Source organism: Bacteroides sp. AM16-24 (assembly GCF_003471885.1).
Taxonomy (GTDB): Bacteria; Bacteroidota; Bacteroidia; order Bacteroidales; family Bacteroidaceae; genus Bacteroides.
In genome coordinates this window covers 115802-139502 of the sequence record NZ_QRKI01000013.1, presented here as the reverse complement: position 1 = coordinate 139502, position 23701 = coordinate 115802, and the positions used below count along the sequence as shown (strand labels likewise).

Genomic DNA, 23701 nt, shown 5'->3' with positions numbered 1-23701 from the left:
TATACTTCCACTTAACTTAAATCTATAGAAAGAAAATAATTCTCGAAATTGACTTCTTTCCACTATCTCTTTTCCTAAAAATAAATATCTTGCATAACAAATGCAACTTTATCCTTGATTATTTGGATACATTTATTGTATTTTGTATCTTTGTAAGACAAAACGAGAACCTGCTATTTTTTTACAAACATAAACCAAATGATGAGAGTTAATCAATTACTTGGAATGGGTGCGTGTTTCGCTATGCTCGCACTGACAGGGTGCATGGATAAAGATGTTTATGATCCTGGTAAGGATCCGACCGTATTAAAGCCGGAAAGTGAATACTTTGATTTTACCACAACTACTAATGTGGCGTTCGAGGTCAACTATGGAGAGATTGGGAGTAATGCTTTAATAGAAATCTTTACAGAATATCCAATCTCTTATAATGAAACAGGCTCGTTCGTCATCCAGGGTGAACCAGTTTATAAGATATTTGCGGATACAAAAGGACGTTTCGTTGGCGATGTGGAATTGCCTACGGCTGCTAAAGTGGTGTATGTTTTCTCACCTACCTGGGGTGTTCCCATGTGTGTGGAAGCTAGTGTGGAGAATGGAAAGGTGACGGTGAACGAGACGGACGCTGCTTCGCGGGCGGTAGCTGCTACACGGGCGAAGTCAAATTTGAAGTTAGTTACAGTCAATAATGCACAGAAAGTGTATTCCTTGGTGGAGATTAGTGATAGTTACGGAAAACCTGGGGATATCAATGGTCTGATTGAGTATAATAAGGTTATTAGTAGTAAGTTTATCAATAACGTACAAAAGGCCTTGTGGAAAGGTAAAAGCAGTAAACCAGATAAATTGAATAATTCAAATTATGTGAGAGATACTGAGCACGTTAATACTACTATTGCAAAGGCCTATCAAAATGAACAAGGTCAAATCGTAACAGTGGCAGATGCTGAATTGTTCTTTACTTTTTTAACAGAATCCTGTTGGTATCAGAATGTAGTGGGGTATTATTATTATAAGACCGGTGAATGTCCTGCGGCTCCTGATCAAGTGAAGAAAATCGTTATCTTCCCGAATGCTTCAATTAAAGGTAATGTACCTTATTTGAATTGGTACGATAAAGTGCCGGGAGGAGCTACTAATTATGGTAGTAGAAATGCTCCTTTGGAAACGAACCGGAAGGTGCAACTTCTCTTTCAGGACGATCAGGGTAATCTTTCCACCAAATTTCCGGCAGGGTATACCATCGGCTACTTTATTATTGCTGACGGTTTTAAATGTGGTAGTAAAGGCCATGACGGTTTCATTGATACAGATAAGAGTTTCGTTTATTCTAATGAAGAGTGGAATAAGAACTATCAAGGTCAGAAAGCCCGCTTTATCTCTCTTTCAGCCGAAGGGGGTACTGTGGTCTATGGCGTAGAAGATGGTGGAGACAGCAGTTACGAAGATCTCCTCTTCTGTATTGATGCGAATCCTAATGAAGCCATCCAAGACCCTGACCGTCCTGTCATAGATCCAGATGAACCGGAAGTTTCTGAAACAGAGAACAATTATATGTCTTTTGCCTATGAGGATATCTGGCCTTCGGGAGGTGACTATGACCTGAATGATGTTATCATAGAATACCATCGTTCCATTACCTTCAATAAAGATAATTACGTGAGTGAGGTGAAAGAAACCTACGAACCGGTACAAAAGGTGGGTGCTGCCACGAACAGGAATGCGTTTGCCGTACAGTATGCCACAGATCAACGCGGCGAAATGGTTCTGCCATCCGGTGCTGTGGATGAAACGCAAACTAATTCTATTATTCTCTTCCCCAATGCTATGGATGTGAGAAATCAGAAGTTCGTGATTACCCGTACATTTGCTGCTGGCGCCATGAAGAAGGATGCCTTAAAAGTTGGAAACTCAATATTGAATCCTTATATCATTGTGAACTATGAGGGGGCTGGAAAAGACAATCGTACTGAAGTGCATTTGCCAAAGTCTAAAGCTACTAACTTGGCAAATTCTGATCAGATAGGTAAAGAGGCAGATGCTTACTATGTAAATAAGGATGGAAAACACCCGTTTGCCATTTCAATACCCGGCACTTTCACTTCTGTAACGGAGACTGTGACGATAGATAAAGAATATCCCGATTTCGAGAAATGGGTAGAATCGGATGGTAAAGAATATACAGATTGGTATAAGAATTATCAGAAGTCTGCCAATTGATATTTTCTCATTGGAGAAGTAAAAAGGAAAAGATAAATAAGAGGGTGTTTACTCAATTGCCTGGTTAATGAGCAAGGAGTAAACACCCTCTTATTTTTGTGAAAAGCTTACTGTGAGTTGCGTGTTACGGTATGCAGTATGTTCCCTTTTTTATCGATCATTCGTAGTGTTAGCGTTTTTTTGTCCGCAGATATTATGGAAAAACCCGGTTCAGGACTGCAGAATACGGTTCCTTCTGTCGGTTTCACCTTGCGGGCAAGCGAACCGGCTGAGTTGACAACGTAATCGATATTGCTTCCCGCCTTGCGGATATGCTGGAAGTTATGAATGTGCCCGCAGATATACATGTCTACTTTGTGCTTACGGAGTATCGGATCGAGTCGCTTCTGCATATCCAGGCGTTCGCTGTCGTCCTTCGGAGTTTCAGCGTAGATGGGGTGGTGTCCGGCTACGATAATCCAGTCTTCTTTGGCATTGGCCAGCACTGAATCAATCCAGGCGAGTTGTTTTTGCAAGTCTTGTTTGCAAGCGTCGGGATAGGTGGCGGAGTCATTGCGGTATTTGTCCATCATGGGGGCTGTGTCTATCCAGACGATACGGATAGTGATTCCTTTGTCCTCAAATGCTTTTGTATAGTAGCGGGCGGGCATGGTCCAGCGGCGGCTGATGTTGGTGTAGTCCATTACTGCTTGCGTGTTGCCGCGGTATTCGTGGTTGCCAAGTACGGGAAACCAGTCTATCATCAGTTCCGGGTGGGAGTAGATAAGTTCGTAGTTGGTCATCCACAGAGGGTCGTTCACGCTGCGCACGCCTTCAAAATGGTGGATGTCTCCGGTGGCGACTACGAATTCGGGACCGACTTCTTCGGCCATGGTTCCCATCAGTTCGGCTATGGGCTTCTGGTCGTAATAACCGTTGCGGCCGAGGTCGTTGGCGACGTAGAAGTTGAATTTCTTGTCGAAGATGGAATAATCCGTTATCTGTGCGGTTGCCCAGTTGCTGAGGAGGGCAACTAAAAGGAGAAAGAATACTTTTTTCATTATTATATTGATTTGATTGTTATTAATTTGTTGGCGGAATTAATTTGTTTCCTTTCTGTTGCGGTTATGAACTGAAAAAGCAGAGTAGTGGTGTATATTGTTTACAAATGATGTGTCCTCCTATAATAGTCGTATATTGAACCTAATTCACTCGTATACTGAATGCCATTCAGTCGTATACTTAATAGGGTTCAGTCGTATACTGAATAGGGCATGGTTTAATGATATTGATAATCAGAATGTTACAAAAAGTTGTATTGTTATTGATAAATTCTGACAAATCTCTGCAATATATTGTGCAGTTACTTTATTAGAAGTTAATTTTCACACCTGCATTTACTTTCACTCCGTAATGTTCGCTCTGCATCGTCCGCTCCTTCGTTCCCTGATAGTAGCGCAAAGGCTGGTTCAGCAAATTGGTAGCTTCGGCATAGAATGTTGTTTTCAGTTTTTTTCCGAAAGTATAGCTGGCGTTGGCATCCATATAATTCACTGCGTCGTAATAGCGGTCGTAGAACTTCTCCGCTCCCATCTCGTCGATAAATGCCGATGCATAGTTATAAGAAAGGCGGAGGCTCACACCGGATTTCTCAAAGAAGAGCGAAGCATTGGCCGTGTGCTCCGGAGAACCCGGCAGACGCAGACCGCTTTCATTCTCGCGTCCCTCGAAGTTGAAGTTATCCACGCGGGAGTAAGAGTAAGTGTATGTTCCGTAGAAACCGATGCACTTCAAGGCCGGGGCTATGAAACTGAAATCGCGCTGATAGGCTACCTCCACACCCAGCAGGTCGGCGTTGCCTGAGTTGCGCGGCTGGCTGAACTTGGTATACGTGGTTCCGTTGTAATTGTAGTTGCGCATAGTCTGGTCTACGATGAAATCATTGATTTTCTTGTAGAAGACGCCGGCACTGACAAGACCGATGCTCTTGAAGTAATACTCACCGCTCAGGTCGAAGTTATAAGAAATAGTAGGTTTCAGGCCCGGATTACCCAAAGAGATGGAGTTGTCGCTGCGCTTAATCGTAATGTTCGGTGCCAAGGCGGCATACTTAGGCCGGGCAATTGTATTGGTGAACGAGGCGCGCACCTTGAAATCATCGTTTACGTCATACTTCACAAGAACGGAAGGAAGCACATTCAGATAACTGTCCGACTCGTAGGCTGTGCGGGTGGTCTTGTCTTCGTCCGCATCATACTGGCTACCCGAATATTTCACATGTGTATTCTCCAGACGCAGACCCAGCATCAAGTCCCACTTCTCACCCAGCTTCTGGTCGAAACGCAGATAACCTGCCGCAACGGTTTCTTTGGCGTTGAAGTTGGTGGCAAGCTCTTCTTGCACCTGGTTCTTCTCAAACAGACTCGCATTGTTCAAGTCAAGTTCTCCCAGATACTCCTTGCTTATGAAGCTACCGGCTTTATATTGCTTGCCCGGCATGTATTCGTCCCGGTTCTGGTTTACGGCAGCCGCCAGACTGGCTTTGTCAAAACCGTCTTCATCCAGCGGAGTATATTCGTAGAAATCAATCTCTTTATCTTTAGTCTTATGCACCACCTTGGTTCCGAAGCGCAGATGATTGCCGTACTTTCCTTTTGTGAGCGGCAAGCTGAAATCGAGTTTGAACTTGAAGTCCTTCTCTTGAATATCTTCCTGTTGCTCCGTCACTTCTTTCAGACTGAAATCGTCGTTCAGATACATAGCCGAACCTTCCTGTGGGGTGAGCAACGGCTTGCGCTCATCGTTCAAATCCATAGTGAACTTCTGTTTCTTCAGTTGATAGTCGATGTAGCGTTCATTGGGACGTTCTTCGCTGGCTTTGGCGTAGTTGACGCTCCACTTCGTGTCCAGTTTACCAAAGAGGTGCTCACCGCCGAGGGTGAAGTCCATCGTGCGCTGACGTTCCAGACGGGCGTTGCGGTTGTCGGGCGTGCTGCCTTTGGTCTGCACGCGCACGGCGCCTTTGTTGTTGATGGAGCAATATTCGTTGCCATTGTCGTCTTCTTCCAGGTTGATACCTTTCACGTTGAGGCGGTAACGGTTTTCCCAGTCGTTGCGGTTGTTGAAGATGCCTTTGAAAGTTAGTTTGTGGTTCTCGTTGATGTCCCAGTCCAGTGCGGCGGAGTAGCTTTGGCGTTCGCGGGTGACGTAGTATTGGCGCACCTGATAGTCGGTGATGCAGAGTTCTCCGGTTTCTACGTCCTTGTCCCATGCAAATTCGATGTCATCCGAGCCGGAGGGGGAGTTCTGATAGGAAGCGGAAAGAATGAGTCCCAGTTTGTCGTTGAAGAAGCGGTCGCCATAGGTGAAACCCAGGTTCAGTTGTGCTTTGTCACTAATCCAGTTGTAGCCTGTTCCGGCGGTGGCACTGATGAAGCGTTTATAAGGAGAGTTCTTCGTAATCAGATTGATGGAACCACCGATGGCGTCGGCATCCATATCTGGGGTGACTACTTTGTTCACTTCGATGGTCTGTATCATATCTGCCGGGATGAGGTCCAGTTGCACGTTGCGCGTATCACCTTCGGCAGAAGGAACGCGGTTGCCGTTGATAGTGACGGAACTCATGTCGGCAGAGGTGCCGCGTACTTGTCCGAAGCGGGCTTCACCCTGGTCGTACTGTACGTTGATACCCGAGATGCGTTTCAGTGCATCACCTATGTTGGAGTCGGGGAACTTGCCTACCTGGTCGGCGGACACTACATTCTTGATGCCGAGGCTGTTCTTCTGCGAATTGATGGCGCGGCGTTGTCCCTGAAAGGCGCCGCCTACCACAACTTCCTGTAGTTCCACTCCTTCGTTCATCACTACGTCTTTCTCTAAAGTGCGTCCTTCGGGAATGGTTATTTTCAGTTCTACGGGTGAGTAGCCCACATAACTTACTTTTACGGTATACGTCCCCGGTTCGAGGTTTGGGAAAGTGTAGAAGCCGTTGACGTCGCTTGTCACTCCGGCGTGCAGTTTCTCGATGTAGATGGAGGCACCCGGAAGGGTTTGTTTTGTGGCATCAATGATGCGGCCGCGTACGGTGCCCTGTTTCACTACGTTTACTTTCTCGTCGGCTTTTGCCGTGCTGCCGACTGTTGCAAATAAGAATAAGAGCGTGAATACTTTAACAATGTGTTTCATACCTGTTGTCATTCGTTGATTAATTTGCCGCAAAAGTAGAGACGTGGCGTTTCATACGTTTTGCGGCAAATTTAAGAATCGGTAACAAATATGATACATTCCGGTTACAGGAAAAAGATGAAGTCGCTATTTCTCTTTATTGTATAAAGTTTGATGAATTGTTCGCCCTTGAGTTTTAACTCTATACTGATGTGGAGTTATTCCTGTCTTTTTCAGGAATACCATATTAAAATGCGAAGGAGTGTTAAATCCTAATTCAAAGGCTATTTCTTGACAACTATATTCAGTGTTCGTCAATAGTTCCTTGCTCCTGTTTATTTTAAGTTCCAAAATATACTGTGTAGGTGTAAAGCCAGTGTATTGTTTGAAAAAACGCCGGAAAGAAGAATAGCTCATTCCTATATTCTCTGCTATTTGCTCGCCGGATAGACTATTCTCAACATGTTCGTACATGAGTACTTTTGCTTTATCTATTTGTTTCAAGAACTTGGTTCCTCCAAGAGTATCGATGCGGAGTTTAGAATATGAGAATCCTAATAACAAGCTGATTATTCCTGCTAATATTTGTTGAAATCCAGGTCGTTGTTGTTTAGCTGTATAAACAGCTAACTGGAACAGTTTTACCAGTTCACTATCAAGTCCAGCTTTTATTATGGGGGAGTTGCAGGTAAAAAAGTGAGCTTTTACTTTTAAGTCTATATCATTACCTGTAAATCCAATCCAATACTCGTACCATCCGGTTTGGAAATCGGGGTAATAGGTATGCCATTCTCCTGGAAACAATAAGAAAAGGTCTCCAGCTTGAATATGAGTAGAAGGTTGATGAGTAGAAGTAAATATTCCTTGTCCGCTTGTAATGTAGACTAATTGGTATTCATTTAATATACGTCCTTTTTCACTTGAGAATAGATATCGGATTGGATGTTTGTGTGAAGGATAAACCGTCCTGGCCGGAATATCTTGATATCCTACAGTAGTTGTTACTATTCCCCAAGAGATATCTTGTTCATTTGTCATGAGATATTTGATATGTTCTTCTTTGGGCATTATATGATAGTTTTAGTGAGAAAATAAAGTAATGATGTTCAAAAATAGAGTAAAAGTAATTGTAAACCAAATAATAAGATGATAAAATGGTACGTAATCTATTTTGGATAGAATGTATAATTTATAAATCATATTAGAATATTTAGCTGCTTATGAAGTACTTATATTTGCATTAAAAGAATAATTCCGATTTGTGATATATGTAATTTGTATTTTCACTATTGTAGTTAGAGGTATATAGTTTATTGTAGGATGTAGAAAACCTATAAATGTGATAGTTATTATCAAATGTAATTTAATATATTATTATGAAGACTAAATTGAAAGTTGGTTTATTTGGAACGGGACTTGATACGTATTGGGCGCAATTTGAAGGATTGCGTGATTCATTACTTACATATCAAGATAGAATTAGGGATGAGATAGAGTCTCGATGTGAGGTGGATGTTATTAATGTCGGCCTAGTTGACAATCCAGAAAAGGCTGTTGAAGTTGCCGAACAATTGAGCAGTAGTGGTGTAGAATTAGTATTTCTTTATATGTCTACCTATTGTCTATCTTCGACTGTGTTGCCGATTGCCCAAAAACTTCATTGTCCAATTATTATTCTGAATCTTCAACCCGTAGCAACTGTTGATTATGATTATATGAACGGTTTGGGTGATAGAGGGAAAATGACCGGATATTGGTTGATGCATTGTCAAGCTTGTTCCGCTCCAGAGATTATATCAGTTCTCAAACGTAGTGGTTTACGCTTTGAATTAGTTACTGGATATTTGGATGATCCCATAGCTTGGAGGGAAATTGAAGGTTGGGTATGTGCAGCCAGTGTTTGTTATAATATGCGTAATAATCGTTTGGGCATTTTAGGGCATTATTATGGAGGAATGCTTGATGTTTATACTGATATTACCCGACAGTCTGCAGTTTTTGGAACTCATATGGAGATGTTGGAAATGTGTGAACTTAAGTCATTGCGTGATTCTGTGACATCAGAAGAAATAAATCAAAAAGTTACCGAGTTCTATGAACGTTTTATAGTCTCAGAGAGTTGCAGTACTAGAGAAATACTTCGTGCAGCGCATACATCTGTTGCTCTTGATAAGTTGATTGCTACTCATCGGTTGGATGCTATGGCTTATTATTATGAGGGAACAAGAGATAGTGAGTATGAAAATATTGTAACGTCGATGATTGCTGGTAATACTTTATTGACAGGGCGAGGGGTTCCAATAGCTGGTGAGTGTGAAGTTAAAAATGTGCAAGCTATGAAGATTATGTCTGAACTGGGTGCAGGAGGATCTTTTTCGGAGTTTTATGCTCTTGACTTTACAGATGATATTGTGATGCTGGGACATGATGGACCCGCTCATTGGGCAATTGCAGAGGGAACGGTTGGTCTTGTACCATTACCTGTTTATCATGGAAAACCGGGAAATGGCCTTTCAATACAAATGTCTGTAAAGTGTGGTCCTGTGACTTTACTCTCCGTTTGTGAAGATAATGACGGAGTTCATTTATTAGTTGCTGAAGGTGAGTCGGTAAGTGGTCCAATCTTCCAAATTGGCAATACAAATAGTCGCTATCGATTTCCGTGTGGAGCACGTACATTTATGGATAAGTGGAGTAAAGGGGGACCTTCACATCATTGTGCTATTGGAATCGGACATTGGGCTGCAACATTAGAGAAAGTAGCTTTTTTGCTGGGAATACCGATAATTAAAATTTGATGTTATAAATAAACTAAGGTATTAGATTTTAAGGTAGAAAGAATGTTTGAAAGTTTTTTTACAGAAAAAGGGAAACTAGAAATAGTTTCCCTTTTTTTATCTAGTAAATATATTTATATTCTTATCTACCAGCCTTTATTTTGTTCTAATACAACATCTTTGTTTGTATCAATAACACTTTGAGGTATTGGCCATAAATTGAATGATTTATTCTCTAAAGATGTGTTAGCACAAGGCCAATAAGAATATTTCTTTATACGATCGATAGCTATCGTTCCTCCCATGCGTAATAATGTATTCCATCTTGATTCTTCATAGACTAATTCTCTGGCACGTTCATCAAGAATTAGGTCTACATTTATGTCAGAGGCAGAAACCAGATAACTACATTTTGCACGTGTTCTCAGTTTATTTATATCAATTGCTGCTGCTGCATTATTGCCTATCCTCCAATAAGCTTCTGCTCTTAATAGAATTGTTTCAGGTAGACGTAACAAGTAATCATCACGGAATAATGCTGTATAATTCTGTCCATCGGCAATTCCTGTATATTTATCCGTAGCTATCTTGCATGATATAGGAAAGAGCATCGTTGCAGCAGCATCATTTTTTATCCCGTTGGCATCTTCTTTATAAAGGAGATGCCAGGGAACTAGTTTTCCATAAAATTCGGTTCCTGGAATATTACCTAGAAAAGTCCTACGGAATACAGCTTCCGAATTTCTCATATCATCAGCCCATTTATCTGTATAAATTTTATCGCGAGTATAGAAGGTAGGGCATATTTGAACCATGCCTAATCCACCAACGTCTTCCATATTTCCATTCAAATAAGAACCACCTTGATCTCTGAATACAGGTCCATAAATAGCTGAATAGTAAAGACGAAAATCGTCTCCTTCTTCTTTATAAAGATTATAGTCAGATTGTGACACCCAGATGGCTTCTTTATTACTTTCCTGATAATCTAGATTACCTTCTTGAAAAAGATCCCAAAAAACATTTCCTTCTATAGGATAGCCTGCTGCAGAATATGAATGTTCGGGACTTTGACCAGCGACTGAGTTAGCATAATAGAATTCAGGATTCTCGTTTTTGCGCGTACCAAAACGTTCAGTCATTAGCTCATATTGACCGCTATTAATAATATCACTGGCATATTCAATAGCCTTTTCATATGCATCCTGGCTATTTTGTCCTTCTTCTTCCAATAACACACCTTTATCAATATAAAGTTGACAAAGATTATGTTGAATTACAGCACGAACGATACGTCCAGCTTCTGCAGTTTCAGGTACATCATTCACAATGTCTTCTAACTCGTCAATAGCAAACTGATAAGTAGCCATGCGTGAAGTGCGTTCATAATTATAGCGTGGAGTGGTCGTAATTTCAGTAACAATGGGTACTCCGCCGAACAATTCACCTAAATTACGATAAGCAAATGCACGGAAGAAACGGGCCTGAGCCAAAGCCCATTTTCTACTAGCTTCAGAATCCCATACAATATTATCCTTTTCTGCAGCATATATGGCAGAATTGGCAGACGTTATCAGGTAATAATAGTTAGAATAAACAGCATTATATACTCCACTTTGGCTGGAAAGAATAGAATAGTCGTTAAAACGATAACTGTAACGGATGGTTGGTACATCAAACATGTCTGTACCATTACCCATACGGTAGGACCACAGATCTAATTCTCCCCAATTATTATGCGGACAAAACATATGACGCATACGAAGATAGCAAGTAGCTACAACTTGATCGACTTGATCTTGACTGGTAAAGATATTATCTATCGTATAGAAAGTTTCTGGGTCTTCCCTTAGGAAAGCGGCATCGTTGCAGCTATTGAATGTTACAGCTGCTAATGTTATGATTATGTATTTTTTTATTTTAAAAGTTCTCATTTTCATTGATTTAAGTGATTAGAAACTAATGTTTGCACCAAAAGAAAGTGATTTCATTACAGGGTAAGTTCCGGCAACTATTGAATTGCCGATTTCAGGGTCACCACCATCCCAACCGCTAAATGTTAGGAGATTTTTGCCTGAGATAAAGAGCTTCAGTGTATTCAATCCTGCTTTCTTCATCCATGGTTGATTAAAAGAATAGGAAAGGCTGATATCTTGTAAACGGATAAAAGCGCGACTTTGCAATCCAAGAAAATAAGCATCGCCAGTATAGGTTGCTGCAGGGTATTTATTACTTTTATTCTCAGGTGTCCAGTATGGGACGTATATACTATTTACCCCAAAGAAATCTCCGCTCCCACCAATAATATAGGCTGCTTTATTAGATGCTTGGTAATAACCTTTTCCGCCAAATACCCCCGCAATCATACAATATAACTCAAAGTTCTTATAACTTAAGGTATTACTAAAATTTAATTTGAAATTAGCAGCCTTATTTCCTATTATATGGCGGTCTTCTACCGTTATAATGCCATCGCCTGTTATATCAACATATTTAGGTGTACCCGGGGCAACTCCATTTTTTTCCATATATTCCACATCTGTTTCTTGCACAATGCCATCTTGTTTGTATCCATAAATAGAATGAATAGATTCCCCAATAAAGAGGTTATTACCTATGTCATCGTCTTCTTTACCATCGCCATCTAGATCTTCTCCATACAGGTGGTTTAATTTATCACGATTCAGCCAGAAAGTTAATGCACTATTCCAAGTAAAATCTTTGGTTTGCATGTTAACAGAGCGCAATGTAATTTCCACGCCTCGGTTTTGCACTTCTCCCATAGATGAATAAATGTTGTTGAAACCAGTCATTACAGGGATCGTACGACGAAATAACTGATCAAATGTTTTTGAGAAGTAAACATCCATATCTAAGAATAGTCGATTGTTGAACCACGCCGATTCAAAACCAATATTCCATGCTTCTGTCGTTTCCCAACCAAGATTCACATTGCCGATGGTGCCTTGGTTGATACCATATAAAACTTTGCCGGAGTTTCCAAAAGTAACTTTGATACCACCAGCTGATCCTGCTGATACTTGAGATAAGGTTGAATAAGCGCCTACTCCCTGATTACCATTTCGACCCCAAGAAACTTTTAATTTTAAGTTGTTTAAAGCTGTAAGCTTTTTCATGAAGTTTTCATTCGTTATACGCCATGCAACTCCTGCAGCACCGAAATCTCCCCATTTAGAATTTATTCCGAAAACAGAAGCACCATCTCTTCGGTATGATCCGGTAAGATAATAAGTATCGCGATAGTTATATGAGCCTCTAACCAAATATCCTATATTTGTTTGTTTCCAAGCGTCTTTAGCTAATTTCTGAGTTGTTGCGAATGGCAAACCATCAATACCTAATATCGTATTACCATTTGATGCGAAATCACTACCCGTCATTTTTTTTAATTTGTAGTGTTTGCTATCTCGTGTAGCAACTGCAGTTAAATCAATGGAATGATTGCCAAACTTATTGGAATAAGTTAGTATGTTGTCAATTACCCAACTTGAAGTACGCGTATCTTGGTCATAACCATTGGCACTTGCTAAATAATTTTTTTGTGTTGAAATTGAATATCGGTCTTCATCATCATAAGGTCCGACAGAAGTATAATACGATTCATGAATAAAATTACTCTCATTTTTAAGTTCTAAATTTGTTGAATAATTCAAGCGATAAGATAATCCCTTTATATATGGAATAGTTACTTCTGCAAATGCATTCAAACGAAAAGTATTACGGATATCTGCATTGTCTTGAGTACCATCATTGACTCCCCAAAGCGGGTTCACTGATTCGTTTGTTCCATTTGGATATTTTTCTAACATTCCTTCTGCATTACGGTAAGGAACACCATATGGAGACATGGTTTGTATGGCCCAAAGGCTTGCACTATTCCCTGAATAGTCTGAACGCGTGTATGATGCATCAGCGCCAACTTTCAACCAATCGTTAATTCTGGTGTCAATTTTTCCTTTTAAAGTAATACGATTATAATCATCTCCTTCAATTATACCTTTACTATCTGTATAGGCCGATGAAAAATAATAATTAATGCGATCGCTTGCACCGGAAACTGCCGCCTGATAATCTTGTGTCCATCCTGTGCGAGCAACTAAGTCAAACCAATCTGTGCTAATTCCTTTATTATAATTATCTAGTTGTTGTCCTGTCATAAAACTAGCATCTGAGTAGTTATTTCTGGCCATAGTAGCATCCAGCCATTGTTCAGCTGTCATTAAATCGGGCTTGCATGCCCACATTTGCATACTGTTATTCATGCTAAATGAAATTATAGGTTTTCCTTGTTTACCTTTTTTGGTAGTGATACAAATAACCCCATTGGCAGAACGCGAACCATAGACTGCTGCTGAAGTAGCATCTTTCAACACATCAAAAGAGGCTATGTCATTAGGATTAATATCATTTAGAGCCCCCATGAAAATGACGCCATCGACTACTATTAAGGGGTCATTAGATCCTGAGATAGAATTTTGTCCACGTACTTGAATTCCTGGAGCACAACCTGCAGAGTTTGAATATCCGACATCCAAACCTGTAACTGTTCCTTTTAATGATTCCATAGCACTTGTATTAGGTGATAAAGCGATGGGAGAGTTCTCTAATTTTACAGAAGAAACAGAACCTGCGAAATCTTTTCTTTTAGCAGTTCCATAGCCAATTACAACAATCTCATCTAATGTTTTCGTATCTTCTAACATCACAATTTGTAATGTCGTCTGGGACTTTATTGTGATTAACTGTTCCAGATACCCCACATAAGAGATTTGCAATACATCACCTGGGTGGACAGAAATGCTAAAATGTCCATCTATGTCGGAAATAGTACCAGTAGATGTTCCTCTTAACATTACACTAGCCCCTATTATTGGTTCTGCTTTTTCGTCAAGAATTACACCAGTTAGAGTTTTATTTTCTTTTACTGATGAGTTGGAGATTATTTTCTCTTTCTCTAATTTCATTGTTACTTTCTGGGAATGAGTAGCAAATGTAATTCCCCATAAGAACAATAGCACTAAACGAATTTTGAGTTTCATAGTAACATGTTTTTGATTTTAGATATTTGTTATATAAAATAAATATTATCTATAAGAGACAAAAAGTACAAGCTTAAAGTTATTATAGGTGCTAATACTGTTTTACTGTACATTGCAAAGATATGTGTTAATTACTGATTGTAGTAGGATTAAAAAGTGTTTATATTGGATAATATCGACTAATTAAATGTAATTTGTTTGTATATATAGGACAAAAACGATTTTAATATAGAAAATATCGATATTCATCACAGATTGTACTTAATCCCTATTATTCTATTCCTAATCAGTTATTAACTGTATATTTCTGTTCGGAGGATATAAAAAGCAGTAGTTCAACCATAGTCATTAGATTACACGCCAATAGTATTCCCCAAAAAGTAAGTAAATTCCTGAGCACTGTTTTCTTATAGATTATTTGTAATTAGTTATTTTTACAGGTCCCAGTAAACCAGATACAGGTTCTCCTCTATATGCAGATGGGATAGTCTGATAGTGATTAGAAAGAGTACTGTATACCAGTACCTCTATTTGGTTGTGACCACTTTTGATATAACTGCTAATATCAACTTTGTAGGGTGAATGCATTAATATATCTACTTCTTTTCCGTTGACTTTGACTTGGCAAGTAGCATTGACCTTACCTAAGTCCAAAATTGTTTTTTGAGAGTAGATGCTTTGGGGTAAATTGATATTTTTTATGTAGTTTATACCTCCGGAGTAAAATTGCAATGCCCCGAAATCTGTCCAGTTTCCTGCAGGTATCTTTCCTCCTTTACATTCCATTTTTACGGGAGCTGTAAAGAATGCAGGACCGATATTGCCGGGCTCCGGTTCGGCACTCATTGTAATGGTACATATTCCGGATGTATGGTGCCTTCCTAAGTATAGTGAATAGTCATTGGTACCAATTTGTTTTAGATTCTTCATTGAGATGGGCTTGTCGTCTATCCATAATTGGTTTATTTTTCCTTTTAACTGCATCTTCAATACTTGTGTACCGGGGGCTGTTTTAAATTGATATATCCATATGCCCGGATCGTCTTTCCGGATGCTATACGAAAGATGTTTTGTTTGAAACCATTTCATGGCTATGATAGTGTCATATGCATAGTTTTCTTTAATGTTTGGATAATCAGAGGGATAGAAAACAATAGCGCTACGTTTCCGGTTATCTATGCTATTGCTTTTCTTCTCTGCAAGTATGTAACTCCCTTTAGGAGTGCTGGCATAGGCAAATATCAGTTGGTGCCATCCTTTCTTCATTTCTATGGTCTTTTGTTTAATAGGACTTCCGTCCAAATAGCAGAAATCTGGTCTTTCTCCTTCCTGAACCATTCGATATAGACAGCTCTCTGGTGCATATACGTATGTTCTGAAAACTTGATGGCCTCCTTGATCTAAAATAATAAAACGATTATCCACTTTGCCTTTTAGCCCATGAAAACCTTGACTTCCAGGATTGTCGTAAACTCCGTATTGCCATGAGTAGCAATAGGGAATCCATTTTCTGTTCGAAAGTCCATTGGAAAGTATATCTTCCAGCACTTCTGTATTGGGCAGAGTAAGGGTTTCCATATAAGGTGCATAGCCATATACTCCATGATTTGCTAATTGAAATCCTTTTTCAATCGTAAACTTATTGCCAGCTGGAATGAATTGGTAGGCAAATTTCCTGGCTTCTGGTCCAATCATTTCATTAGTAGCCGGCAACCGGAAATCTCCCCATTTGTTATCCATCGTAGGCATTATTTCAATTTCCCATTCTCCTTCAAGAGGGATTTCCTGAACAATTTGGAGTTCAGCTTGCTTATTGTTATCGTATGACGGTGTACCCGGTGTGAATACAAATAACTTGGATTCGTTGTATTCGGCATCATATTTTATCCAGGTACCTTCTTCTGTTTGTCTGAGAATGGGAATTTCTGTGATAACTCCATTCTTAGCATTCCAATATTCTACTTTTCCTTTACTCCTAAAAAAAATCTCGTTTCCTTTCTGAATATTCATAACCATATACACATCTTGATTGCCGATTTTACGATGAAGAACTTTACCTTTTCGATTTTGGACCTGGAAATCGGGTGTGATCAGAGATGTGATTCGTTGCGAAATGTTTTTAATATCTGATTCATGAATTCTATTTCTATCAAATATTTCATGTAATATAGTTTCTACTTGACTATCTTTTTCTCCGATTCGGGTAGTTGCTTTGGGCAATTCTCCTACTGCTATGACAATGCCTCCTTTTTTATAGAATTCGTAAATTTTGAGTAGAGTTTCATAGTGTAGGGCTTTCATATCAGCAAGAATTAGGACCTTGTATTTCTCATCAGAGATGTGTAGTTGCTTAGAGTCAACTTCTGCACATTGAAGGGATTGGTAATCAATGAAATCGTAGTCTAAACCGCATTCACTGAGATTGTCTGTCAGCTTCCAGAGGATATCGGTATCAGCTTCAGGATATGCCTGCATAGACTCTGTGGGATACATTACAGCAATATCGCATATATGCGTGCCTTGACTGAGTATGAAACTCATTCTTTCTGCATATTTTAGCCAGAATTTCATGTGTGGCCAATAGGGCATACGGAAGTGAAAACAAGGAGGTGCCCATTCCCACCAACCACCGTGAGTAGAATAGTACAGTCCATGTAGGCATAGCAAATTGCCTCCGGCAATCATGTGCTGATCTAATTGAGATGTAAGCCATTCTCCGTTACTATCCCAGCCCATACTGTGGAAAGCCTCTAACCATGTGCGTGGACGCTTATATAAATGAGCTACTGAACTTGATACTTTAGTCTGCCGAAAACTCGAACCTCTTGCTGGGGCATCGTTACCGGGAGCTGTGTACCAACTGATGGCTCTAAAATAATCCATATATTGTAATGGCTCAAGTCCTCGACCATTATTATCACATCCATAGATTAATCCACGATTATTGTGCCAGTCAAATACTGGTTTGAAGTAACGTTCTTCTGCCAACTCTGTGACTATTTGCGCGTAATCAAGTCTAATTTTAGGAGTTATTTCTCCTATATATTCCCATAAAGCGGGCAGATAGGGAAGAATGTCATACCCTTTTCTGCTTTTGAACATCTCCTGCATGTCTTCACACCAAGAGTGGATGTTCAAGTTATAATGTAGTTCGTCTTGAAAAAAGTAGTTCAAGCCTTTTCTCCCTTGTGCATCCAGTTTATTTTCAAAGCGGTTGAAATAAACCTCAACTAATCTTTGTCCGTATTGGGGATGAAGTTCAGGAGACTCGGTAGTGTAAATGATATAAACTTTTTTCTCTTCATCTAATTGTGAATACCATTCCAGTTGTCCGTTTTGTGTGTATCTACTTAGGTCAATCTTTCCTGGGTATGCTGTGATAGAAAGGGTATGTTCAGGAAGAGTAATATCCAGCTTCTCACCAGGATGAATGGTATAACTATTGCAATGCAGTCGTCCTTGATAATTTTTAAAATCGGATGTTTGTAATACTTCATCTACGTAAAACCCGTTCTTTGCCCACCCAACAACGTAATCATCCACTCCTAGGCCGATGTTTCTTTTGGCACACTCACTGGAGAATTGATTCCACAATTTCCACCATTCTGCTGTGTAGAACCCAGGTATTCCAGCATCAGCTCGTCCGAAACTGCCGTATCCTTGTGCGTTGAGTTCAATGTCTACTTCCGGGTGTGTGTGGATGTAACTTACGGATAATCCATCAGTTGATGCATCACTTAGAATGGAGAGTTGATCCATTAAACGTTCATAGTTCAAGGAGTCTCCATTCCACCAGTAGAAGGGAACGTTTCCGTATCCTTTGGGGGGATTGGCGAAATTAGAGTTTAAGTCAATATCTCCGTTCCGTGAGGGATATCCCTGATATTTCAGAGACTGGGAGTAAAGTCCTATACATAATAGGCTTAAGATATTGTATACGATAAATCTGTTCATATTGTTCCTATTTTTAATCATATAAATAAAACATACGTTCCATTAATTTCCATTTTTCGGCAGACGTACTCCCTGGCACGCATTTTTGAAATTTTGAAACATACTCTTCCCATTCTTCTTGCCTGGGTAAATGAGATAACTTATTCATGGCTGTTTCCCAGTCAAAATCGATAGGGGTTTCTACAATCATGAATACTTGGGAGCCTAATATATACATTTCCATTTCTATAATTCCTACGGAGCGGATGCCTTTACGAATTTCGGGCCAAGCTTCCGATTGACTGTGTACTTTGCGGTATTCTGCTATGAGAGCAGCATTATCCTTTAAACTTAATGTTTGACAATACCTTTTGGTTGGTATTAGATGTTTTTTGACTATATATCCCTGATTTGATGACATAAATATATGTTTTAATTATGATATTTTTTTCATGTGTGTGACTAGTTCTCCTATACTTCCTTTCTTTTGATTGCATAATGCCATCTCCGTGTATAGGATAGTACACCATGGGCTAGATTGTTTTAATAATTTTCATTTTTTCCAAAGTTGATCATTTATTATAATGGCCTGTTCTATTATTTTAATAATAGAACAAAAATATCGAAAAGTGAGCTTTTGGGGATTCTAATCAATAGACTATATTGTTACCCTAATTATACTTTATTTAGATATTTGTAGACGCTAAAATTACAATTTTACATGTTTTATCCATAGGTCTGCCATACGCTGATGACCTGCAGGAGTAGGGTGAATACCATCCCAAATCCAATACGTATCTTTGGATGTTGGAATGGTCCTCAATATTTCGTCAAACATCGTATTATAAGGGAGATAAACAGCTTTGTAATCTCTCGAAATGCGTTCAACAATCTTTGCACAGCAACGTACTAGGCTGTCACGCTTTGCAAAATTTGAACTTTTACGCATACTGCCAGTGTTTGCTACAAAAGGTGCACATAGTACAATCTTTAGATTCGGATTAGCTTGTAGGGAACGGTTGAGCAATGAACAGTAACGCTTTTCCCATACCTCAAAATCAAAAGGTTGTTTTTGGTTTCCTTGCAAATAGAAATGTATGTCATTGGTTCCAATTAATATGGAGAGAATATCCGGCTTTATATTGATAGCATCCGTTTCCCAACGCTTTTCCATGTCTTCTAATGTATTTCCACTGATGCCTCGGTTGAAAAACTCATATTCTTTTTCTGGATAATTGCCTTGATAATAGGTGGCACATAGATACATGTAGCCACTACCATAAATGTGGTTCATATCCCAAAGTGTGCGTTCGGAAGAGGGTTTGGCAGTGCCGCAACTGTTTCCCCAATTACCGTCTGTTATGGAATCGCCAATGAATAGTACACGTACTCCACCAGCAGTGGCAGATAGTGTTACAAATAAAATCCCAATTACAAAAGTTACTATCCTTTTCATAAGTTATATTAATCATCTAATTATTCTTGTTTCCAATTATAAAATAATACTTTCAGACTTCCTATTTCATAAATTAGTGTAAGTAAGATGAGTACTAAAATTGGGTCTGTAATACTTTTCATTTATTGCAACTTAATGCTTTTATTTCTTTATCTTAAAGACAGGAGCTATATTATTAAGCTTTTTCTCCGGTAAAGTAATGGAAAGCCCTTCGGCTGTGCGGGTAAATTGTACTGTGCCGTATCCAAGCAACTCCACCTTCCTTATCTTTTGCGGAAATAGCTTGCTGTCGGCACCTAATGATTTAATGGTTATGTTTCCATTTTCCGGCCAAGCCAGAACCGTAGCATATAAATCCTTCTTGGTTTGCGTGAAACGGATTTCCTGTGCTGTAGCTTTGCTATATGCTCCTTCGTTGAATCCCTGTGCGTTGATTTTGATGTCGGCTTCGGCTATCGGACCTTCACCGAATATTTCCCAAGGACGTGTATTGTAAATAGCCTCTTTATTAATGTTCATCCACTCGCCGAATTCATTCAATATCTTTTCTTCTTTTTCATCAAATGTACCGTCGGCTCGCAATGGAACGCTAAGAAGCAGATTACCATTCTTACTTACGATGTCAATCAGCAGTTTTGCAACGTCTGAGGCTGATTTGTACCAATTTTTTTCATAAATAGATGTATTGTAATGCCATCCGCCAATGCATGAGCAAGATTGCCAGGGCTGCTCCATAATCTCATTGGGTGCACCGCGTTCCACATCCCAAACGATAGCTTTGCGTTGGTTCTCATCCAATATCTTACTTAACATGACGGCTTCCAGTTTCCCTTTATGGGTTGCCATATTATGGTTATAGAAGTGAGCCGCAATCTTTAATCCTGCATCACTGATTGGGTAGAATGGAGCTACAGTCACATCGAAATAAATCAGATCAGGATTATAGCGGTTGATGGCATCTACTGTGCGGTCATAGAAGTTTGTACAGTATTCCTGGGTTGGCAAGTATGCTCCGTTTCCCCAAGCCCACTGCTTGTGAATCATGCCGTCTGCCCAACTACCCTTACTCATCGGATGGTTTTGTGCATATAGGTCTTGAGGGTCGTATCCTTCCCACCACTTGCCTTTACCATCGGCTTTTGTCAACGTTCCATCGTAAGGAACACCGGCTTTAGGTCCGTGTCTATCATAACGTTGGGAGGGTTCATACCAAGTCCAGGCATGGTCAGCATGGAAACTGATACCAAATGGAAGTCCGTACTTGCGTGCCGCTTTTTCCCATTCTGCCAGTATATCTCGTTTCGGTCCCATGTTCTTTGAATTCCATGGTTGATATTTACTGTCCCAAAGGTCAAAATTATCGTGATGGTTACCTAAAGCGAAGAAATACTGTGCGCCTATCTTCTTATAAAATGCAACAAGTTCATCCGGATTCCATTTTTCCGCTTTAAATAAAGGGATGATGTCTTTAAACCCCACTTCAGAAGGATGTCCGTAGTGCTCTACATGATACTTATATTCTGATGTTCCTTCCATATACATGGAGCGTGCCATCCAGTCGCCCGAACCTTCCACACACTGGGGACCCCAATGTGCCCATATCCCGAATTTTGCGTTCTTAAACCATTCGGGGACTTGATAATTTTCCAATGACTCCCATGTGGGTTGGAATTTACCTTTCATCATAGGTTCGTTCTTTTCTGAAACCGGAACCTGATAGTTCTGGGCAGATAAGGTTCCTATTGAAAGAACTAAAGAGGCTAATAAAATTTTGGTTCTCATAGGTATTAATTTTGTTTCTATTGTACATTACAAAGATATGGATTAATTAATAGTTATAATAGGACTAAAAAGTGTTTGTATTGGAAAATATCGATTATATAAATAGGATATATCTGATATGATAGGATAAAAACGATTTTTATATTGAGAATATCGATAATCGTTTTGAATGATAAAGAAATTCACCTACCTTTATCGAGTTACTAAATACTATATACTATGGTTTCATTGGTTGATAAGTTACACCCTCTTGTGTTGAATGTCGGTTTAGCTGTGCATAATGCAGATTGGAACTGGAAGAATGTAAATAGTCCGTTTACGCGCTTATATTATATAACGGAAGGGACTGCCCAAATACAGTTATCGGGGAGCGTACAAATTTTAAAACCAAACTATCTGTATTTTATTCCAGCTTTTACTATACATAGTTATATATGCAATTCCTATTTTTGCCATTACTACCTGCATGTTTATGAAGAGCATCAATCAGATACAAATTTATTGGATGAGTGGGAATTTCCGGTGGAGATACCTGCCGGAGAGTTAGATTTGGCTCTATTTCAGCGTCTATGTGCAATAAACCCTCACATGAGTTTGCCTAAGTCGGACCCTTCGACTTATGATAATAACTCAACGTTGATGGAGAATCTTCTGAAGAACAAGCAGCGTGCGTTATGTGATAAGGTTGAATCACGTGGTATTGTATATCAGTTACTGGCACATTTCTTAAAGCGTGCGCAAGTTAAAGTAGAGACGAAAGACGATCGAATAGAGAAAGCTATTCTTTATATACGCAAACATATCTATGAGGCTATAGACCTGACAACTCTGTCTGAGAACTCATGTTTGTCAAAAGATCATTTTATCCGTTTATTCAAAAAAGAGACTGGTGTGACTCCTTCAAAATATATCAATCAGAAGAAAATAGAAAAAGCACAACTCATCCTGGTAACAGATGAGATGTCTGTAAAGAACGTGGCTTTTTCCCTTTCTTTTGATGACTATTCTTATTTTAATCGGCTCTTTAAAAAGACAACAGGACTTACTCCGCAGGAGTATCGGAACTCCTACCATTAATCCGGTTCACCATACACTCTCTTCTACGAAACAAAAAGAAGAATCTGCTTCTTTTTCATACACAGGGAAAGCAGATTCTTCTTTTATATCAGGATAACAGAGACCAGATTCTCTTTGTATTACTTATGTACCGAGAATTTATAGATGCATTGGCTTTGGTACTTTTCTCCCGGTCTTAACACTGCCGACGGCCATTCCGGTTTATTAGGCGTATCGGGATATTTATCCGTCTCCAGGCAAACTGCTGCACGGAAGTTATAAACAATGCCTTTCTTCCCCGTCAGAGTACCATCTAGGAAGTTTCCGCAATATACCTGTATGCCAGGTTCATTGGTATAAACATCCAGAACTATACCGGTTTTGGGTGATTCAAGAGTAGCGCATACTTTAGTTACATCCCCTTGAGTGTTCAGTACCCAGTTATGGTCTATTCCGTTTCCACTCTTCAGCTGTTCAAACTCCTGATTGATATTTGCACCGATTGCTGTAGGCTTTCTGAAATCCATGGGAGTTCCTTCTACCGTTGCAATCTCGCCTGTTGTCATGAAAGTGCTGTCTATCGGGGTGTAGTTATCGGCATTCAACGTTAACAGATAGGCAGAGTTATCAGTTGTGGGATCACCATCCAGATTGAAGTAAGAATGATTGGTCATATTGACAATAGTCGGCTTATCCGTTTCGGCTTCATATTGAATATCGATGGCGTTATCATCCGTCAACTTCATAGTAACCGTACACTGCAGGTTACCGGGAAATCCTTCTTCTCCGTCCTTTGCCAGATAAGTCAGTTGTACCTCCTGATCGTTCTTTTGTACTCCTTTGTATACACGGTACTGGAAACCTTTCGGTCCACCATGCAGACAATGACCATAGTTATTTTGTGGCAACTGGTACTCCACACCATCCAGTGTGAAGCGCCCTTGGTTGATGCGGTTGGCATATCGTCCAATGCTTGCTCCGAAGTCGGACGGATATTTGATATAGTCCTGTATAGAGTCGAATCCCAGAACCACATCCTTCATGTTACCATCTTTATCGGGAACCATGACCGATACAATACGGCCTCCGAAATTAGTGATGCAAACTTCCATGTTGTTTTTGTTCTTCAACACAAACAGGTCTGTCTTTTCACCATCGACTTCTGTCTGGAAATCGCTTCGCTTCAATCCGGATTCAGTCAGTTCTTCTTTTGTTGTTGCGGTACATCCAACCACTAGGATGGCACATACCAAAATCATCAGTTTATTCAT

At 39.8% G+C, this 23701-nt stretch carries 13 protein-coding genes; 3 read left to right on the top strand and 10 right to left on the bottom strand.

Translation table 11 applies throughout. The annotated features are described in order from the left end of the window. The first annotated feature begins 198 nt into the window (after nt 1-198). Nucleotides 199-2220 (top strand): LruC domain-containing protein, encoded by a 2022-nt coding sequence (locus DW182_RS15330; protein WP_115502269.1) that lies wholly within the window; start codon nt 199-201, stop codon nt 2218-2220. 107 nt (nt 2221-2327) lie between these two features. Here DW182_RS15330 and DW182_RS15325 read toward each other — a convergent pair whose 3' ends face one another. The 3 genes from DW182_RS15325 to DW182_RS15315 all read right to left on the bottom strand — a co-directional run bounded on the left by DW182_RS15325 (nt 2328) and on the right by DW182_RS15315 (nt 7434). Beyond that, complete coding sequence (locus tag DW182_RS15325; RefSeq protein WP_118216321.1) at nt 2328-3260, bottom strand: metallophosphoesterase; 933 nt, start codon at nt 3258-3260, stop codon at nt 2328-2330. A 310-nt stretch (nt 3261-3570) separates the two neighbouring features. Then, nucleotides 3571-6387, bottom strand: coding sequence for a TonB-dependent receptor (locus DW182_RS15320; RefSeq protein ID WP_118296087.1), 2817 nt, complete (start codon nt 6385-6387; stop codon nt 3571-3573). A 126-nt stretch (nt 6388-6513) separates the two neighbouring features. After that, the gene (locus DW182_RS15315; RefSeq protein ID WP_118296062.1) at nt 6514-7434 is read right to left on the bottom strand and encodes an AraC family transcriptional regulator; all 921 of its coding nucleotides are present in this window, start codon (nt 7432-7434) and stop codon (nt 6514-6516) included. A gap of 308 nt (nt 7435-7742) precedes the next feature. On the opposite strand from DW182_RS15315, the gene DW182_RS15310 reads away from it, so the two are divergent. After that, entirely contained in the window at nt 7743-9164 is a 1422-nt protein-coding gene (locus DW182_RS15310; RefSeq protein WP_118296061.1) for an L-fucose/L-arabinose isomerase family protein, read from the top strand. 125 nt (nt 9165-9289) lie between these two features. Here DW182_RS15310 and DW182_RS15305 read toward each other — a convergent pair whose 3' ends face one another. The 6 genes from DW182_RS15305 to DW182_RS15280 all read right to left on the bottom strand — a co-directional run bounded on the left by DW182_RS15305 (nt 9290) and on the right by DW182_RS15280 (nt 21374). Further along, nucleotides 9290-11083 carry a RagB/SusD family nutrient uptake outer membrane protein gene (locus DW182_RS15305; protein ID WP_233564170.1) on the bottom strand — a complete coding sequence of 598 codons (1794 nt, stop codon included), beginning with the start codon at nt 11081-11083 and terminating at the stop codon, nt 9290-9292. Between the two features lie 12 nt (nt 11084-11095). Next, complete coding sequence (locus tag DW182_RS15300; protein ID WP_118296060.1) at nt 11096-14203, bottom strand: TonB-dependent receptor; 3108 nt, start codon at nt 14201-14203, stop codon at nt 11096-11098. 414 nt (nt 14204-14617) lie between these two features. Further along, nucleotides 14618-18157, bottom strand: coding sequence for a glycosyl hydrolase (locus tag DW182_RS15295; RefSeq protein WP_118296085.1), 3540 nt, complete (start codon nt 18155-18157; stop codon nt 14618-14620). 13 nt (nt 18158-18170) lie between these two features. Next, on the bottom strand, nt 18171-18557 hold the full coding sequence (locus DW182_RS15290) for an L-rhamnose mutarotase (protein WP_118296059.1): 387 nt from the start codon (nt 18555-18557) through the stop codon (nt 18171-18173). Between the two features lie 288 nt (nt 18558-18845). Continuing rightward, nucleotides 18846-19592, bottom strand: a complete 747-nt coding sequence (locus DW182_RS15285) for an SGNH/GDSL hydrolase family protein (protein WP_118296058.1) — start codon at nt 19590-19592, stop codon at nt 18846-18848. 141 nt (nt 19593-19733) lie between these two features. After that, nucleotides 19734-21374 carry an alpha-L-fucosidase gene (locus tag DW182_RS15280; protein WP_118296057.1) on the bottom strand — a complete coding sequence of 547 codons (1641 nt, stop codon included), beginning with the start codon at nt 21372-21374 and terminating at the stop codon, nt 19734-19736. 219 nt (nt 21375-21593) lie between these two features. Here DW182_RS15280 and DW182_RS15275 point away from each other — a divergent pair, with 219 nt between their 5' ends. Next, nucleotides 21594-22451, top strand: coding sequence for an AraC family transcriptional regulator (locus tag DW182_RS15275; RefSeq protein WP_117706123.1), 858 nt, complete (start codon nt 21594-21596; stop codon nt 22449-22451). A gap of 119 nt (nt 22452-22570) precedes the next feature. On the opposite strand, the gene DW182_RS15270 is transcribed toward DW182_RS15275, so the two are convergent. After that, nucleotides 22571-23701, bottom strand: coding sequence for an aldose epimerase family protein (locus DW182_RS15270; protein ID WP_021966982.1), 1131 nt, complete (start codon nt 23699-23701; stop codon nt 22571-22573).